This is a genomic window from Halomonas sp. SL18_1 (assembly GCF_055755715.1).
Window position 1 is genome coordinate 3,426,242 of sequence record NZ_JBVTRK010000001.1, and the last position, 16,241, is coordinate 3,442,482.

16 protein-coding genes are annotated in these 16,241 nt (G+C 62.0%); 4 read left to right on the forward strand and 12 right to left on the reverse strand.

The annotated features are described in order from the left end of the window. Nucleotides 1-5: 5 nt before the first annotated feature. Entirely contained in the window at nucleotides 6-878 is an 873-nt protein-coding gene (locus ACSJDS_RS17480) for a sulfatase-like hydrolase/transferase (RefSeq protein ID WP_473034342.1), read from the forward strand. Next, nucleotides 863-2,620 (forward strand): sulfatase-like hydrolase/transferase, encoded by a 1,758-nt coding sequence (locus ACSJDS_RS17485; RefSeq protein ID WP_473034343.1) that lies wholly within the window; start codon nucleotides 863-865, stop codon nucleotides 2,618-2,620. Before ACSJDS_RS17480 ends, ACSJDS_RS17485 begins: the two co-directional genes overlap by 16 nt. A 131-nt stretch (nucleotides 2,621-2,751) precedes the next feature. Here the strand turns inward: ACSJDS_RS17485 and ACSJDS_RS17490 are convergent, their stop codons facing one another. The 5 genes from ACSJDS_RS17490 to ACSJDS_RS17510 all read right to left on the reverse strand — a co-directional run bounded on the left by ACSJDS_RS17490 (nucleotide 2,752) and on the right by ACSJDS_RS17510 (nucleotide 6,791). Further along, on the reverse strand, nucleotides 2,752-2,979 hold the full coding sequence (locus ACSJDS_RS17490) for a hypothetical protein (RefSeq protein WP_473035062.1): 228 nt from the start codon (nucleotides 2,977-2,979) through the stop codon (nucleotides 2,752-2,754). Further along, complete coding sequence (locus tag ACSJDS_RS17495) at nucleotides 2,877-3,755, reverse strand: Rpn family recombination-promoting nuclease/putative transposase (protein ID WP_473034344.1); 879 nt, start codon at nucleotides 3,753-3,755, stop codon at nucleotides 2,877-2,879. Before ACSJDS_RS17495 ends, ACSJDS_RS17490 begins: the two co-directional genes overlap by 103 nt. Before the next feature lie 248 nt (nucleotides 3,756-4,003). Then, nucleotides 4,004-4,972 carry an Rpn family recombination-promoting nuclease/putative transposase gene (locus ACSJDS_RS17500; protein ID WP_473034345.1) on the reverse strand — a complete coding sequence of 323 codons (969 nt, stop codon included), beginning with the start codon at nucleotides 4,970-4,972 and terminating at the stop codon, nucleotides 4,004-4,006. Nucleotides 4,973-5,235: 263 nt separating this feature from the next. Beyond that, a complete protein-coding gene (locus tag ACSJDS_RS17505; protein ID WP_473034346.1) occupies nucleotides 5,236-6,252 on the reverse strand; it encodes an Rpn family recombination-promoting nuclease/putative transposase in 1,017 nt (338 codons plus the stop codon). 245 nt (nucleotides 6,253-6,497) lie between these two features. Further along, nucleotides 6,498-6,791, reverse strand: coding sequence for a hypothetical protein (locus ACSJDS_RS17510; protein ID WP_473034347.1), 294 nt, complete (start codon nucleotides 6,789-6,791; stop codon nucleotides 6,498-6,500). A 475-nt stretch (nucleotides 6,792-7,266) separates the two neighbouring features. Between ACSJDS_RS17510 and ACSJDS_RS17515 the strand changes: the two genes are divergently transcribed. After that, entirely contained in the window at nucleotides 7,267-7,896 is a 630-nt protein-coding gene (locus ACSJDS_RS17515; protein ID WP_473034348.1) for a hypothetical protein, read from the forward strand. 20 nt (nucleotides 7,897-7,916) lie between these two features. Here ACSJDS_RS17515 and ACSJDS_RS17520 read toward each other — a convergent pair whose 3' ends face one another. The 7 genes from ACSJDS_RS17520 to ACSJDS_RS17550 form a co-directional block, all read right to left on the reverse strand. Continuing rightward, nucleotides 7,917-8,435: an opioid growth factor receptor-related protein gene (locus ACSJDS_RS17520; RefSeq protein WP_473034349.1), complete on the reverse strand. Its 519-nt coding sequence runs from the start codon at nucleotides 8,433-8,435 to the stop codon at nucleotides 7,917-7,919. A 104-nt stretch (nucleotides 8,436-8,539) separates the two neighbouring features. After that, a complete protein-coding gene (locus tag ACSJDS_RS17525; RefSeq protein ID WP_473034350.1) occupies nucleotides 8,540-8,761 on the reverse strand; it encodes a DUF6447 family protein in 222 nt (73 codons plus the stop codon). 31 nt (nucleotides 8,762-8,792) lie between these two features. Further along, nucleotides 8,793-10,286, reverse strand: coding sequence for a hypothetical protein (locus ACSJDS_RS17530; RefSeq protein WP_473034351.1), 1,494 nt, complete (start codon nucleotides 10,284-10,286; stop codon nucleotides 8,793-8,795). An 11-nt stretch (nucleotides 10,287-10,297) separates the two neighbouring features. Next, nucleotides 10,298-11,110, reverse strand: a complete 813-nt coding sequence (locus tag ACSJDS_RS17535; RefSeq protein WP_473034352.1) for a SapC family protein — start codon at nucleotides 11,108-11,110, stop codon at nucleotides 10,298-10,300. Between the two features lie 133 nt (nucleotides 11,111-11,243). Next, nucleotides 11,244-14,126, reverse strand: a complete 2,883-nt coding sequence (locus tag ACSJDS_RS17540) for a hypothetical protein (RefSeq protein WP_473034353.1) — start codon at nucleotides 14,124-14,126, stop codon at nucleotides 11,244-11,246. 81 nt (nucleotides 14,127-14,207) lie between these two features. Then, complete coding sequence (locus tag ACSJDS_RS17545) at nucleotides 14,208-14,639, reverse strand: hypothetical protein (protein ID WP_473034354.1); 432 nt, start codon at nucleotides 14,637-14,639, stop codon at nucleotides 14,208-14,210. 38 nt (nucleotides 14,640-14,677) lie between these two features. Further along, nucleotides 14,678-14,902 (reverse strand): helix-turn-helix domain-containing protein, encoded by a 225-nt coding sequence (locus ACSJDS_RS17550; protein WP_473034355.1) that lies wholly within the window; start codon nucleotides 14,900-14,902, stop codon nucleotides 14,678-14,680. Nucleotides 14,903-14,962: 60 nt separating this feature from the next. Between ACSJDS_RS17550 and ACSJDS_RS17555 the strand changes: the two genes are divergently transcribed. Further along, on the forward strand, nucleotides 14,963-16,216 hold the full coding sequence (locus tag ACSJDS_RS17555) for a tyrosine-type recombinase/integrase (RefSeq protein WP_473034356.1): 1,254 nt from the start codon (nucleotides 14,963-14,965) through the stop codon (nucleotides 16,214-16,216). The last annotated feature ends 25 nt before the right edge of the window (nucleotides 16,217-16,241 follow it).

A 16,241-nucleotide genomic window follows, 5' to 3' on the forward strand; every position in this document is an offset into this window, starting at 1 on the left:
ACCGTATGAATATCAATTGGCTACTGTTGTTCTCGCTGGTCATGCTCCTTCTGGCCAGCTGGCTGCTACCTCGTCACAGAATCGTTGCCCAGCTGGCCGCTCTGCTGGGAACGGGCTTGGCTCTGATCTCGTCAGCACATGTGGTGTCCAAACAGCTGTCGGGAAGCGGTATCAACGAGGCCGTGCTATACCACCTGCTGGTTGGGCTGGGCGGCGCCGGCTTTGGGGAATACCATTCAACCATGCTGCTGGCAGCGGGGCTACTGGTGGCCAGTCTGGGCTATGGCGCCGGCTGCCACTATTTGGCAATGAGGCGACATCACGGATTTGGGCGGCTGGCCGTACTACCGGCAGCCATGGCAACCACAATCGCACTGGGCAGCAACCCCGGGGTAACAGGGACCTATAAAACATTAAAAGTCTATCTCGCTCAAGAGCCGGCAGCACCGCTTCCTGAGGACCTGGTCTTCGATAAAGAAACATCCTTGAGAAGCGGCATTAGCCGGCCGAAAAACCTGGTGTTGATCTACGCCGAATCGATAGAAACAGGTTACTTCGACGCAGAGCGCTTTCCTGGTCTAGTGCCAAACCTGAATGCCCTGCGTAAGGAGAGCCTCTCATTTTCGCAGGTCCACTCACTGCCCGGGATGACATGGACCATTGGCGGAATGGTAGCCAGCCAGTGCGGCGTGCCGCTGGTAACAGCCAGCAACACGCGTAACGAGACAATGGGAACGGAAGCGTTTCTCCCCAATGCGCACTGCCTTGGCGACATCCTGGCCTCCCAGGGTTACCGCCAATATTATATGGGCGGGGCTGATAGCAGCTTTGCGGACAAAGACCTCTTTATCAGAGTCATGGCGTGCCCAATGTTATAGGGCGCGACGAACTCGCTCCCCAGCTCGACGATCCAGGCTACCTCAACCAGTGGGGGCTCTATGACGACTCTCTGTTGGCCATGGCAAAAGCACAACTCGATGCCCTGGCGAGCGAACCAGACCCCTTTGCTTTGACGCTTCTCACACTGGACACTCACCACCCTAGAGGCCACGTTTCGAGAAGCTGCCAGGATATTCCCTATACAAGTGACGACAACCCAGGCCTGAACGACAACCCCATTCTCGATGCCGTGCACTGCAGCGATCAGCTGTTGTCTGAGTTCATCGACTATTTACTCAGCGCCGAGAGCCTGGAGAACACCCTGGTAGTGGTGGTGTCGGACCACTTGGCCCTACCAAACACCGCTTCAGACATCCTGAATCAGAAACCCCGTCGCAACCTATTCATGATGCCGGGGGTCAGCCCCGAGCTAGTGCCAGAAGGAATCGACCTGGGAAGGCCCGCCTCCCTGATGGATGTGGGGCCGACACTGCTATATCAGCTGGGTTTCGATGTTCCGGCACTGGGCTACGGGCGGAACCTACTGGCACCAGGCAAGACATTCATGGAGACTCACCCAGATCCAGTCGCGGCGATCCGCAAGCGTTACTCCACAGTACGCCACCTATGGCAATACGCCAGCCTTCGCAAGGGGCTCAGAGTTAATATTGGCGACCAGCGTGCCTCCATCGGAACCCACGAATTCCCGCTGCCTGCTCTGGTGACACTAGATAACAGCCTACGAATCGATCAAACACGCAGCACCGATGAGCTGCTCACACACTTGGAAAATGCCCATAGTACCGAGCGATTTCTGTGGCTTGGCGAATGCAGCACATTACCTGACACTCTGGTGGAAGAAGTCCCCGCTCCACCCGAAGCTCCAAGCCTGTGCTTATTGGCCGGGCAAGGACACGGAGTCTCGCACCCAGCGCAGGTGTTAAAGGGCAGAGAAACCAACCATTTGACGCTGAGCGACCTAGAGACGTTCCTCGAGGCCCCGCAAGACACTTCTCTCAGCGAATACCTGTTGCAGCACCTGCGTTTGCACAACCGCGGCGGCGACGTCGTATTCTGGCCAGAGCGGAAAACACCAGAAAAAAGTCAAGATACGATAGCGCACCTCTCACCTTCCACGCTGGCCATACTCGCCGAAGCCAAGCCGTTGCCCAATCATTCTTTCATTGCCTGGCGGGGAATCCATGACAGCCGCCGCCTGTCGCCGCGGATCATCCTAACACCCTGGCAGGCGGCCACTCTCGAGCCGGAATTCGACCTGCGCGTTCAATCAAACGCCTCGGCACCGGAGTATCGCAGCGCATGGACGGCAGCCGTCATCAAAGGAGAGCAGGTGCTATCAGACCACCTCTCGCCGGGCGATACCCGAGACAGTGTATCTCGCCTGACGGTAGCACTCGATGACAGCTCGGAACTCGATGCCCGCGCGACAGGTGGCTTTCTGGCAAAGCAGTGGGAAAACGCCTATCTGCGACATAATGGGGAGGACCTCATGACCTTACAACGTGGGATCAATCTCTGGGTACGAACGCCTGACGGTAAGTCAGAGCCCCACAACTTCGATACCCACGGAGACCCCGAAGAAAGCGAAGCATTGATCACAACCCTGGAGCACGTTCCCGATGGCGCTCTGATGGTGTTCGTCACCACAGATGAGTTCAGCGCGGCGTTATCCGAAGACGCCATCGGCAGCTTGCGTGCGCTGGGCATCTTGCAGCCTTGAGATCGCCAGCAGTGGCCGCTTTGGAAAGCCCGGCGGCAGCCATTGGATGTCATCGAGGGTATGCTCCAACCAGAAGGGCGGCAGCGGCTCGTTGAGTAGGCAGCGCTGAGCGTTCCGGGCGATGCAAGCAATCAGTGCCGGCCCTCGGCACGCAGCCGCGCCACGTCGTCGATGGGCAGCCCGGCGATCTCGGCAATCATGGCGTCGTCCATCTCGGTGCGGGTGATCAGGTTACGGGCGGTCTCGCGCTTGGCCTCTAACTGGCCTTCCTGACGCCCTTCCTCGCGCCCTTCCTCGCGCCCTTCCTCGCGCCCTTCCTCGCGCCCTTCCTCGCGCCCTTCCTCGCGCCCTTCCTCGATCCACCGCTCAGGCCACTTCTTGATGCGTTCGGCCAGCATGTCATGTACCTCGTGTAGATCCTGCAAGTCGTTGAACTCGGGCAGTTCCATTCCCGGTGCCCGGTGGGGAGCATGACGCGACGTATCCACACCACGAAGGCACGCCGCAGCCCGGTCTGCTCCGGGGCCTTGAGCCACTCCACCAGCCGGCCCAGCACGTCGAGCATGTCCTGCTCGTCGCGGTTGTGCTCCAGCCGGAACAGGGCCGCGGCCACGTTGCGCGTCTCGTCCGACCAGTCGGGCGCCTCGACGATGGCGCCTTCGTCCAGCAGCAGGTAGCTCAGCTCGGGTCGGTAGCGCTCCAGGCCACCCGGTACCCGTTCGACCAGCTCGCTGACGTTGTGTGCGGCACGCCAGCGCGCTTCGCCATTGTAGAGTACCACGGGCAGCACCGGGGGCAGCTTGCCACTGGGCGTCAGGGCTTTCTGGCGAATCAGGTCCTGGTACAGCAGCCCCAGGTAGCTCATGATCCGCACCGCCATGAAGCGGTCGACGCTCGACTGGAACTCCAGCAACAAGTAGACGTAGAGCCAGTCGTCTCCCCAGCGCACCCGCCAGATGATGTCGTCTTCCCGGTCACGCAGCTCGTCGGTGACGTAGGAGCCGCTGACTTTCTCAAGGGTGGCGAAGTCGAGCTGGCTGACCCAGGCTTCCTTGACGAAGCCGGTGAGCAGGTCCTTGACCATCTCGGGATGGGAGAACAGCAGCTTGTAGCTGTGGTCGTGGTGGCTGGCCATGCGGGGCTCTGTGTCTCGGGGTAGTGCGGCTCAGCCTACCACAGCCCCACTGGCTTCCGTATGGTCCTGCCCCATCGGCAGGGCTACCACCGTCCATTCAAATAATCGGCACCAGCGGCACCCAGCCGCACCCCGCCAGAGCCACGGCGGCAAGGGCCAGCAGCAGGAGCCGGTGACGCTTGATCATCAGTGCGCCTCCCTGGGCAGCTGCTCGTTCAGGGCGCGGTCGGTCTGGGCGATGCAAGCGATCAGTGCCGGCTCTCGGCACGCAGACGCGCCACGTCGCCGATGGGCAGCCCGGCGATCTCGGCAATCATGGCGTCGTCCATCTCGGTGCGGGCGATCAGGTTACGGGCGGTCTCGCGCTTGGCCTCTAACTGGCCTTCCTGGCGCCCTTCCTCTCGGCCTTCCTCTCGGCCTTGCAGCCGCTCTTTCTTCACCAGGTTCTCTAAATTCTCTGCCAACATGTCTCTATCCTCCACCAGGCTGTTGAGACAATCCAGGTCAAGCCTGGCCTTGGGGGCGACCCGCTGCAGGTGGCGCTTGAGCCAGCGGGTGATGATCCGGTCGATACGTTCCTTGTTGGGGTCGGCCTGGATGATCGCCACGACCCGATCCACGGCCTGCTGCAGGGCCTCCCAGCTCTCACCGGCGTTCTCCACGCTGAACACTCCGCTCAGTGGCGTCTGGCGCAGCCCCAGTTCTTCATCAGTGTAGCGCCCTTCGTCCACCAGGTAGTAGCGCAAGCGGGGCTGGTAGACCCGCAGGAAGCTCGGCGGTTCCGGGGTGACCAGATCGTAGATGTCCTGCTTGGCCGTCCAGTCTCGGGACCCGTTGTAGAGCACGATGGGCAGGATCGGGGGCATCCCTTGAGCAGCGGTCGTGACCTTGGTCTTGATCAGGTGGCTGTAGAAGCAGGCGACGTAGTGCATCAACCGGATCGGCATGGTGCTGTCCACACCCGACTGGAACTCCAACAGGATGTACAGGAAGACCTGTTGGGTCACACCTTCCCAGGTCACCTCCACGGACCACACCACATCCTCGAACTTCTCCTCGAACAGCGGCGTGATGTAGTTGCCGCTGTGGTTCTTGAGAGTCGAGAAATCCATCAGCTCGACGATCTCGGACGGCGCAAAGCCTTCGAGCAGCTGCTGAACCAACTCGGGGTAGCTGAAAAGCTCCTTGTAGCCGGTATCGTGGTGGTGGGTGGCCATGGGGCTTCCTTGCAATCAACTGCCGATAGCTTACCACGCATCGCCGCCGGCAAGCCGCCGCCCGGCGTTCATACAGTTCGCTCGCCACCCGCATCCCGCGCAGGTAGCGGGTCTGGTGCGCTGCGCAGCAGCCCGCCAGGGCCACGGCGGCGAGGGCCAGCAGCAGGAGCCGGTGACGCTTGATCATCAGTGCGCTTCCTTGGGCAGCGGCTCATTCAGGGCGCGGGCATAGGCGGCGCTGGGCGTCAGGGCTATGCAAACGATCAGTGCCGGCTCTCAGCACGCAGCCGTGCCACCTCCTCGATAGGCAGCCCGGCGATCTCGGCAATCATGGCGTCGTCCATCTCAGTGCGGGCGATCAGGTTGCGGGCGGTCTTCTCGGCGTGCAGCCGCTCGCCTTCCTCACGCCCTTCCTCACGCCCTTCCTCGATCCACCGCTCGGGCCACTTCTTGATGCGTTCGGCCAGCATGTCATGTACCTCGTGTAGATCCTGCAAGTCGTTGAACTCGGGCAGCTCCATTCCCGGTGCCCGGTGCGGAAGCATGACGCGACGTATCCACACCACGAAGGCACGCCGCAGCCCGGTCTGCTCCGGGGCCTTGAGCCACTCCACCAGCCGGCCCAGCACGTCGAGCATGTCCTGCTCGTCGCGGTTGTGCTCCAGCCGGAACAGGGCCGCGGCCACGTTGCGCGTCTCGTCCGACCAGTCGGGCGCCTCGACGATGGCGCCTTCGTCCAGCAGCAGGTAGCTCAGCTCGGGTCGGTAGCGCTCCAGGCCACCCGGTACCCGTTCGACCAGCTCGCTGACGTTGTGTGCGGCACGCCAGCGCGCTTCGCCATTGTAGAGTACCACGGGCAGCACCGGGGCAGCTTGCCACTGGGCGTCAGGGCTTTCTGGCGAATCAGGTCCTGGTACAGCAGCCCCAGGTAGCTCATGATCCGCACCGCCATGAAGCGGTCGACGCTCGACTGGAATTGATGTGCGCCATCCATGGCGCCCACCCTTCGGGCGCACTGAAGTGCGCCCAAATTCATTCCCGATGAATTTGTCCAGCAACAAGTAGACGTAGAGCCAGTCGTCTCCCCAGCGCACCCGCCAGATGATGTCGTCTTCTCGGTCACGCAGCTCGTCGGTGACGTAGGAGCCGCTGACCTTCTCCAGGGTGGCGAAGTCGAGCTGGCTGACCCAGGCTTCCTTGACGAAGCCGGTGAGCAGGTCCTTGACCATCTCGGGATGGGAGAACAGCAGCTTGTAGCTGTGGTCGTGGTGGCTGGCCATGCGGGGCTCTGTGTCTCGGGGTAGTGCGGCTCAGCCTACCACAGCCCCACTGGCTTCCGTATGGTCCTGCCCCATCGGCAGGGCTACCACCGTCCATTCAAATAATCGCGCAGCCCGCCAGGGCCACGGCGGCGAGGGCCAGCAGCAGGAGCCGGTGACGCTTGATCATCAGTGCGCTTCCTTGGGCAGCTGCTCGTTCAGGGCGCGGGCATAGGCGGCGCTGGGCGTCAGGGCGATGCAAGCAATCAGTGCCGGCCCTCGGCACGCAGCCGCGCCACGTCGTCGATGGGCAGCCCGGCGATCTCGGCAATCATGGCGTCGTCCATCTCGGTACGAGCGATCAAATTGCGGGCGGTCTCGCGCTTGGCCTCTAACTGGCCTTCCTGACGCCCTTCCTGGCGCCCTTCCTCTCGCCCTTCTTCTCGGCCTTCCTGGCGCCCTTCCTCGATCCACCGCTCGGGCCATTTCTTGATGCGTTCGGCCAGCATGTCATGTACCTCGTGTAGATCCTGCAAGTCGTTGAACTCGGGCAGCTCCATTCCCGGTGCCCGGAGGCACTGCCTGCCCCGCCGGTAGACGTGGTGCCGGGCCTTGCCGGCTGAGCGATTGTCCCGGCTCGACGCCTCTCCCTTGCACACCCGGATGCCCCGGCCGACCCTCCAAACGGCCTGGGCGCGTGGCGGGCCGGCTCGATCCGGGCAAAGAAGCCCCGTCATAGCGCTCAATAATGAGTGACCACGCCCCCTCACGTCGTGACGCCATACCCAGTTTCTCCCCATCACGACGTGAGGTTACCCCCATGGCCGCCAGCCACCAGCAGCGCTATCGCCAGCGCCGAAGCGCGCAAGGCTTCCAGGAGGTCATTCAAGAATCGACGTCCTCTGCCGATCTATCACCGTATCACCGACACCAGCCATCAAAGGGAGCCTGAGATGCCGATCGTATCGATCACCGCCTGGCTGCTCAGCGTGCCTGTCATGGTCACGGCTCTACTCCTGACCAGGGAGGTCGCCCATGAGGTCTTCACCCAATAACCGCCTCAACGCCATTATGGAGGCTCTGCTGGCCGCCCATGACGACGCTCAACGGCTGTCGCGCTCCTCGCTGCATCGCATGCCGGAGTTCTTCATGGCCATGCGGGTGGCCGACTACTTCGCTGTCCATTTTGACAATTTCGGCTATCGCTTGGAGGCGCAGGTCAAACGTACTTTAGAGGCCTCAGACATGCAGGTCGACGACATCGCCGAGCTGCTCAGTGAGCCCGACCTGCGTCCCGACGGGCGTTTCGACCTGGTACTGCACACGGGCAAACGGGGACGCACGGCGCATATCCTGGAGTTCAAGCGGGGCGATGCCATGCGCGGGCTGATCAGCGATATCCGCCGGCTGGCCAAGGTCAGCCGCCATGCCAGACGACATAGCCTCAAGACCAACTACCTGGTGCTGACCCGCCGCTGCCCGGCGGAGCGGGATACCACCGAGCGCCTGATCGAACGACTCGGTAACGCCCTGCACACGGCGGGTCTAGACGACCTCGACGTCAACCTGATCGCCTCCGAACCACTGCACCCGTTCCTGAATCACGATCACCTGCCGAAGGCCGATCGCGCGTTTCAGATCGTGATTCTCGAGGTCCAGGGGTAACGGGTATCGGTCACGCTTTCTCAGGGCTGGGAGGCCGCACGCCAGTAAGCAATTGACTGCTCCGACACCACTCCCCGCGTGGAACCGATCTCGATCACGGCGTACTGGAAGGCGGCCGCGAGCTCGGGCTGATGACACAGGTGCAGGCTGCGGATGATCCGCGAGATCCGCAGGTGGTTGTGCCCGCCCCGCTTGAGCCAAATGTGCTCGCGCATGTTGAGCTCAGGCAGCGCCTCGATAACATGCTCCCGTCGACCAAGGCCGAAGAACGCCAGCATCACGTCGAGCGAGCGACGCTGATTGGCACGCAGCACCTCGTCGTTGGCGAAAGCGGCGCTTGCCGGCTCGTCCAGCAGCGGGGCGAAGCCGTTGAAGCGCCCCGCCTCGGAAATCGGGAAGAGCCACTGGATAAAGTCGTGAGTGTGCTCCAGCCAGAAGGGTGGCAACGCCCAGATGTCCTCTATCGTGCGGCCCTTGTGGTCAACCGCCCTGCCCCGGCAAAACTCGACGAGTCGGCTGCTTCCCGCTCTATCGCTCAAGGCACTACCTCCTGGTCAAATAATCGGCACCAACGGCACCCGGCCGCAGCCCGTCAGGGCCACGGCCGCGAGCACCACCAGCGGGATCAGGTGGCGCTTGGCCATCAGTGCTCGCTCTTGGGCAGCTCGGTGGAGAGCGCACGCGCATAGGCCTTGCGGGCGGTCTGGGCGATGGCCAGCTGCTGGTTGAGGCGTTCGATCTCCCGGTCGGTGACGCGCAGGTTGGTGAGCTGGGCCTGGGCCTGCTCAGAGAGGGCGTCGAGGTTGTACTCGGTGCCGTCGATGGTGACGGTCTGGGCTTGGGTCGTTTGCGGGGTCTTGGCCATGGGGCTGTGGCTCCTATGAGATTTTGGGGTGTCATTTCCCTTCAAGGGTTCGTTTAAACCGTTGGTAGCGCTCTTTCGGGGCGACGATGTCGATCATCAGATCGCCGGTGCCGGTCTTGATTCGCTGGGCGTGAATGCCATGCGCAAACATGGCGTCCTTGATCGTCTGCTCGGCGTTGGCGCTGACCTGGGTGGCGGGTATCGAGATACGCTGATGTTCCCAGTCAGGCCCCAGCACCGGCAGGCTGACGGCACCCAGCGTGCCGTTCTGCAGCGTCTGGCAGACCTGCACGAAATCGAAGCTGGCCTTGGTATGGCGGGGATTGTCCACCGAGCCAGGAAAGTAGCGGTCGATGAGCGACTCGGCCACACGGTTGCCGGCGTTAGTCGGTAGGGTCGGGAAGGCCGCGCCCAGCAGGATCGGGCACTGATTGGCTTCCAGTATGGCGTAGCGGCCACTCTCCTGAACGATCACATCGACTCCAGAAAAGGGCAGCCCCAAGGCCTGAGCGCAGCGCACACAGGCCTCTCGCACGGCCTCTGGCAGGCTATCGGTGGCCTCCACCTGATCGGCGCCGTGATGCCGCGACGGGTCGTCGTTCAAGTAGATCCGCTCGCCTGGCGCGGGCACGCTATCGAACGTCAGCCCCTGCTCGGCAAGATAGCGCCGTTCGTTATCCCCGGTGGGAATGGCCACGGCGTTAAGCGGGTGGCCCTGTCGGCGCTGGCGCTGCCGGGCGTCAATAAGCTGCGCGATGGAGTGCCGGCCATCGCCCTCGACGCTCACCGGGCGGCGCTGGTAGGCGGCGACGTAGCGCTGGTCGGTGACATAGACACGATACTCCGCCCCGCTGACCATCTCTTCGAGCAGCAGTGACTCCTCCTGGCTCGCCTGGAGATGGCGGCTCACGCCATCGGCCGGGATATCACGAATGATGCCACGCCCCAGGGTTCCGCCGAGCGGCTTGATCAGCAAGCGCTTGCCCGGGTGGCGGGCCAAGAATCCCCTGACGCCCTGGGTCTGGTCAGGGCTCACGACGATGCCATCGGGCACATCGAGTCCCTGGGCGGCAAGATGCTGCTTGGCGGCGGCCTTGTGGCTGGCCAGGGCGCTACTCTTGAGGCTGCACAGGTCGCCGAGGGTACGGCGAAAATAGTGGGTCTTGCGCCCATCGCTGACGCTGAACACCTCGCCACGGTAGCCCTGCACCGGCAGGTCGGCGAAGCGTTCGCACTGGGTGGCCAGCTCATAGTGGAAGCTCACCTGCAGGCCACGCTGCCAGGCTGCCAGAGCCACCAGAAAGGCGTTGATCCCCACATGGTCGATACGCTGGGCATGATAGCGCAGCACCGGGTCATTCAGCGCCGCCGTGGGCCGTGAGGTATTGGGCGTCAGCCGCTCGGCGGCCAGCGAGTCGCCCTTCGGATGGCGGGCGCGTAGGCCGCTAGCCCATCCTGGCGCATTGACGGCTGGCGTTTTGGGCGACCGAGCCCCCGACCGGCGGCGTGACGCGCGCTTGGACATCCCTGCTCTCCCTAGCTGTCAAAGTCGAACTGGAAATCGTCGTCGCCTTCGTTGAACAGCTCATCGAGGTTTTCGTTGGCTGCCGCCTCACCAGCGCGGGCGTGAATGCTGGCAAGCTTGCCGAGATGCTTGAGCTGCGGCTGGCTGAACAGCTGGGCATGGGCGAGCTGCAGGGCATTTACCCGGTTGAGCTTGCCGAGTGCTTCATCGCTGAGCTGTTGGAGCGCCTCGGCATCGATACGGTACAGCCCCGTCAGAGTCTCTTTCTCTTCACCGATCTTCAGGGCGACAGGCCAGGGCTGAATCACCCCCTGTTCGGCGAGCGCATCCACCGCCTGCTGGGTACGCTGTTTGCCCGCTTCCAGCGCCTTGAGAAAGGTCAGGGTGTCCTTGAGATGCTGGGCCGGCTGACCCTGCTCATCGAAAAAGGCCACCGCCCCCGGCTCATCGAGGGAGTCACGCAGCAGGCCGCTGTTGGTATCGAAGCCGAGCACCGGCTTGCCGGTATGGTCATCAATGACGAGCCCAAACGGGTAGGCGCGGTAGCAGGCGGGCGTATAGCCCACCAGCCACTTGTGGCTTTTGGGATGAAGAAAGAGATTTTGGTTATCGTGCAGCCCGAGCATACCCACCAGCTGGAAGCGCTCTCGCCCTTCTTCTGTGGCGTGCGGGGTAAAGCACAGCGGCATAAAGGGCAGCGCGTGAGCCAGCTCGTCCAATAGCAGGGGCGCAAAGCGGTCATGGGCGGCGTGGTAAACGTCCTGGGCACGCTGAAAGCCGGCATGGCGATGGACGGAGGGCTGTATTGGCACAAAGTGGGGCATAAGGTGACCTCATGATCGGTGGCTAGCGACAGCATAGGCCATGCGTCAGAGACAAAACCCCGGCAGAAGCCGGGGGTTCGTTACTTACCTAAAGGTCCGAATAACGAGCTACCGAGGCGGCTCGTAGCCGGTATTAGGCGAAGTTGTCGACATGGAAGTCCTGGGTCTGGCCAAAGTCGACGGTACCCACCAACTCGGCGCCGGTGAAGGTGTCGTCACCAGATTCAGAAGCATCAGATGTGACTTCAAAGACCTTATACTCACCAAGGTTCTGGTCGTCTCCGGTATTCTCAACGAAGAGAATCGACTTCTGAACGCCGCCAACAACATCTGCCTGAGCACTAGAGGTAAAGCCACCAGAGGCATTCAGCGCCGCCAGCACTTGCGAACCCGAAAGGCTTGCGAAGTCGGTAGTGGCCGAAGCATCAAGGCTGCTAAAGTCGGTCACGACCACGCTGTTGGCCGAAAATTCGGTACCGCCTACATCGTAAGTAGTATCGAAGCGCTCACGCGACTGGGTGCTGGAACCAGCCAACTGCTGTTCGTTGTCCAGCCAGGCAGTGAAGTCTAACACATCACCGTCTTCACCGTCGTTAAAGTGCACGATGGTGTTGGTGCCGAAGCCACCCGCGTCAAACTCGACGGTGTCGAAACGGCCTTCCTCCTGATCGGCTGCAGCAGAGCTCAGCACGATCACGTCATCGCCGGTGCCAGCGTTGATGACGTTAGAACCAGTGGTTGTGGAGTCGGTACCCAGGAAAGTACCGTCAAAGGACTCGTTCTCGTTGAGTGTATTACCCTCGAGTGAGTCGTATGCACCGTCAATGTCGCCTACTTCAATGCTGGAGTCGTTGTACTCGGCACGTAGCTCATCGCGAATGCCGTTACGTTCAGCGGTAGAGAGATCGCTCCACTCACCGAGCACTGCCATTTCGGTAACGAGATTAGCTGAGCTGGCCTCGCCATCAATCAGGTAGTTACCGATCAGATTACCGTTGCTGTCGACTTCGGCACGCATCAGCTTGCTGAGCACCGGATCTTCGTTGATGGCACGCGCCGCCGCCTCGTAAAGATCACGCTCAGTGGTCAGGAAACCGTTCGATGCCTCGATGGTAGCCGTTGCCTCGAAGCCGTTGACAAAGGCCCCAACGCCGTCATTGTCACCACCGCCGGGGATGGCAATCGTTACCTGAACCTGACGACCGTGCAGCAGCTGCTCGGCCAGCACATCGTTACCGTTTACGTCTACGGTGCCGAATTCATCAGCCCAGTCACCGGCTTCAAAGCCACCGATAGCTGTCTGGCCTGTATTTTCGGCGTAAATGACGTCGTCGCCAGCACCAGAGTCGACCGTAATAGAGACGCCGTTACCACGGATAACATCATCACCGGCACCGGTGGTGATGGTAGCTGAGTGCTCGCCTTCACCGTCCTGGTCGACTTCGATAACGTTGTCACCGCCGGTAGCTGTGATATCCACAGAGGTCAGCGTGCTGCCGGAGGCAGAGACACCGCTCAGATTGACATCAATCTGGTCATCGCCGTCGCCGGTGGTGATGCTGTGGGTTAGGGTAGTGCTGTAATCCGCCCAGAACTCAACATCGCCGCCGCCGGTGGCAGTGAATACGGCCACATTTTCGATGCGATTTTCATCGGAGCCGATAGTCAGGTCGCCCAGGAAGTCGTTGGCGTTGACTTCGTCGATCAGACCTTGGTTGCTGTCGAAACCGTTGCGGATGGTCAGGCTAGCGAAGCTCTCGCCGTCCACGTAGTCCTCGTGGGTGGCGATGTTCACGGTCTCCATGCCGTCCTGGTTGCGGCCAGTGTTCAGCCAACCAATGTTGCTCGGCTTCTCGTCGGCGCCCAGCACGTCGACGTTGAACACGGCGATACTGCCGCCGGCCTTGCCGCCGACATGGACGTCGCCGCCTTCAGCACCACGGCCCACCTTGTGCAGCTCGACGTTGGTGGTGATGCGCTCGTCTTCACCTTCGATGACGGCTTCGTCGGCACGGTCGTAACGGTTGGAGTTACGGATCGGGCTGTTGTCGGAAGCGGCCAGGAACGCGAAGTTCTCGTTGGCACCCAGCTCGACGCCCGGCTCGCCTTCCAGCACCACGGTGGGTGCATCGCGGCCTTCGGCAGCGTCGACACCGGAGCGCTCGACGAAGTTCGGACCCACGGAAGCGGACACCTGGTCAGCCAGGCCGAGCTCTTCGAGAGCGGCGTTGATGGCGTCGGCCAGGTCCTGGTGAGTGCGGATGGTCAGGCCATCGCCTTCGATGCCGGTCTCGCCCAGCAGCGGGTGCAGGTCGACGGTCTCACCGTTCAGGGTGAAGGAGAGACGCTGGAAGAAGACACCGTCGAGCAGCTCAACGTCGTCCTGGCCGTCAACGTTGATCAGGTCCCAGGCGTCCTGGTTCATCACTTCGTACTGGATGCGGCTGGCGTCTTCGACGCGGCCGGCCAGCAGGTAGTTCTCATCGAAGTAGACGGTCAGGTTGGACGCGAAGCCATTGCTGTTGTCATTGGCCGTGTGGTCCATGCGGAAGGTGAGCTCTTCCGTGTTGCGCACGCCATCATTGCTGGTCTTGGTGGTGACATCGTAGATCACCAGGGAGGCGTTGCTGTCGTAGGAGCCCATGTTGACCACATCGGTCATGCGGGCAGCGTCGATACCGACTGCCGGACCCTGCAACTCCCAGCCGTCAAGTTCATCGCCCAGCTCGGCGGCGATGAACTGCTCAAGGACAGAGCCCAGGGTCATGCTGCCACCGGCGTTCAGCGCGGTGAACTCGAAGTCCTGGATATTCTGGGTCACGGGGCGCAGGCTGGCGCCGGACTCGCCGGACACCGCACCACCGGACTGCACTTCGGCAACCAGCTTGTTGTTGCCGCCGTTACCGTCGAGGTAGTCGCCGGTGTTCAGGCTGTTGGCGGACAGGCCATTGATGGACATCAGCGGCGCGAGGAAGGTGTCGTCATTCTCGGTACCGATGGCGTTGTCATGCCCCATGTCCGCACGGTCGGAATCTGGAGTGAGACCCAATGCAGCTAAATTGAATCATATTAGTCTTTTCAATCATTTAGCCGCGCTTTAATCCGCCCCTTCGCCCGACCCTCCTTTCGTCCTCCGCGCTCGCTTTTCCGCCGCTGCCCGCCGCAGCTCCTTGAAATCTTCTTTATCAATTAAATCAACGCCTTGTAGATATCCCGCCATATCCTCCCCCGTCCCCCGCATTTCCGCCTCGCTGGCCGCCGCTTGCACTTGGCGAAGCGACTCTGCGCGGTGGGCGTGGGCCTCCTGCTGGGCCTGTTGCCAGGCAGGCTCTGCTGGCGAGGGAAAGGCTTGCCGTCGAAAACGCTCCATCACCGGCGAGCGCTGAGTTTCCGCCAGCGCCAGCAAGCGCTCGAAGGCCGAGGGAGCGGTCTCGGCAGGCCGCTCAAACACGGCGAGCTGATCGCGCAGTTCGGTATCGTCGGTCAGGGTCTCCAAGCTCAAGGCCATGGCAGCCAGGTTGAAATGCACCTGAGCCCCCTTCTGGGGATCGAGGGTGATCTCCGCGCCTAGCTGGCGAAAGGTATCCAGCAGGTGCTCGAGGGTCGACTGCCGGGCACGCTCGATACCGCGCAGCGATTCGATGCGATCCAGGGTCGGGCGCGATACCCCGAGAGCTTCGCCAGGTCGTGCTGGCTCAGACGGTAGAAGGTGCGCAGCGCGCGAATGAGGATGGCGCACTGGTAGGCACTACTGAGAGTGGGACGGGGTGCGGCATCAATGGATCGGGTCATGCGCAATCCTTTATGTAGCTTATTTGAATCTTCTGGCCTATATTGCACCTTGTTAGCCGTATGGCTCTAATCAGGAGAAGCATAGTGGCCACACCCCCTCTCACGCAATCCTTCGTCGATAAGCAGGCGTGTCCGCCTGGGAAGCGCAAGGTGAATCTGCAGGATACCCAGGTGACTGGGCTGATGCTGGAGCTACGCGCCTCGGGTGGTCGTACCTACTACGTGCGCTACACCGATGACCGGGGCAAGCGCTATCAGCACAAGCTGGGCGATGCGACGCTACTCAAGCTTTCCCAGGCGCGCCAGAAGGCCCAAGAGGTGAAGTCGAAGGTGGTGCTGGGCGAGAACCCGGCCGAGGACAAGCGCATCGCGCGCCAAGTACCCACGCTGAATGCCTTCATACAGCAGCGCTACCTGCCCTTCGTGAAAGTCCACAAGCGCAGTTGGTCAACCGACGAGTGTCTATTGCGCAACCATGTATCGCCGTACCTGGGCCACCTGCCGTTGGACAAGATCACCAAGGCGGCGGTGGTCGAGGTGATCCATCTGCACCGTGCCAGCCACAAGCCAGCGAGCACCAATCGAGTACTGGTTCTGGTGCGCTACCTCTACAACCTGGCCATGGAGTGGGATATTCCCGGGGTGACGAAAAATCCCACCAAGGGCATTCCACAGTTTCAGGAGAACAACCGGCGCGAGCGCTATCTGAATACCGGGGAGGCCCAGGCGCTTTTCCAGGCCATCGACACCTCACCCAACCCGCTGCTGGGGCCGATCGTGGCCATGCTGCTGTTGACCGGGGCGCGCCGAGGCGAGGTGTTCAAGGCCCGCTGGGAGGATATCCACTGGGAGCAGAAACGCTGGCGTATTCCGCTGCCCAAGACCGGCGAGGCGCGTCATGTGCCGCTCTCCGACCAGGCGCTGGGGCTTTTGGCATCGCGCCGCGAGGCCACCGACAGCGAGTGGGTCTTTGCCAACCCCAAGACCGGCAAGCCATTTATTACTGTGTTTCACTCCTGGGATTCGGCGCGTCAGCGCGCGGGGCTGCCGGATCTCCGCATCCATGACCTGCGTCACAGCTTCGCCAGCTTCCTGATCAACGCCGGGCGCTCACTGTATGAGGTCCAGAAGCTGCTCGGCCATACCCAGGTCAAGACCACTCAGCGCTATGCCCACCTGTCCAACGCCACCCTGTTGCACGCCAGCAACGAAGTGGGCGCCCTGCTGAGTCAGCAGATGACACCCGCCGCCATGACGCTGCACAAGACGCCCATTGCGGTGCCGATCACCGCCACACAGGTCCTGACCGGCTGACGACCGACGTTTCCGGCACACTTCA

Bases quoted from the DNA above. Each gene is read 5' to 3' on its own strand.
- ACSJDS_RS17480 (WP_473034342.1), top strand. From the start codon at position 6: ATGAATATCAATTGGCTACTGTTGTTCTCGCTGGTCATGCTCCTTCTG.
- ACSJDS_RS17495 (WP_473034344.1), bottom strand. From the start codon at position 3,755: ATGGCCAGCCACCACGACCACAGCTACAAGCTGCTGTTCTCCCATCCC.
- ACSJDS_RS17500 (WP_473034345.1), bottom strand. From the start codon at position 4,972: ATGGCCACCCACCACCACGATACCGGCTACAAGGAGCTTTTCAGCTAC.
- ACSJDS_RS17505 (WP_473034346.1), bottom strand. From the start codon at position 6,252: ATGGCCAGCCACCACGACCACAGCTACAAGCTGCTGTTCTCCCATCCC.
- ACSJDS_RS17510 (WP_473034347.1), bottom strand. From the start codon at position 6,791: ATGGAGCTGCCCGAGTTCAACGACTTGCAGGATCTACACGAGGTACAT.
- ACSJDS_RS17515 (WP_473034348.1), top strand. From the start codon at position 7,267: ATGAGGTCTTCACCCAATAACCGCCTCAACGCCATTATGGAGGCTCTG.
- ACSJDS_RS17525 (WP_473034350.1), bottom strand. From the start codon at position 8,761: ATGGCCAAGACCCCGCAAACGACCCAAGCCCAGACCGTCACCATCGAC.
- ACSJDS_RS17530 (WP_473034351.1), bottom strand. From the start codon at position 10,286: ATGTCCAAGCGCGCGTCACGCCGCCGGTCGGGGGCTCGGTCGCCCAAA.
- ACSJDS_RS17535 (WP_473034352.1), bottom strand. From the start codon at position 11,110: ATGCCCCACTTTGTGCCAATACAGCCCTCCGTCCATCGCCATGCCGGC.
- ACSJDS_RS17540 (WP_473034353.1), bottom strand. From the start codon at position 14,126: ATGGGGCATGACAACGCCATCGGTACCGAGAATGACGACACCTTCCTC.
- ACSJDS_RS17550 (WP_473034355.1), bottom strand. From the start codon at position 14,902: ATGACCCGATCCATTGATGCCGCACCCCGTCCCACTCTCAGTAGTGCC.
- ACSJDS_RS17555 (WP_473034356.1), top strand. From the start codon at position 14,963: ATGGCTCTAATCAGGAGAAGCATAGTGGCCACACCCCCTCTCACGCAA.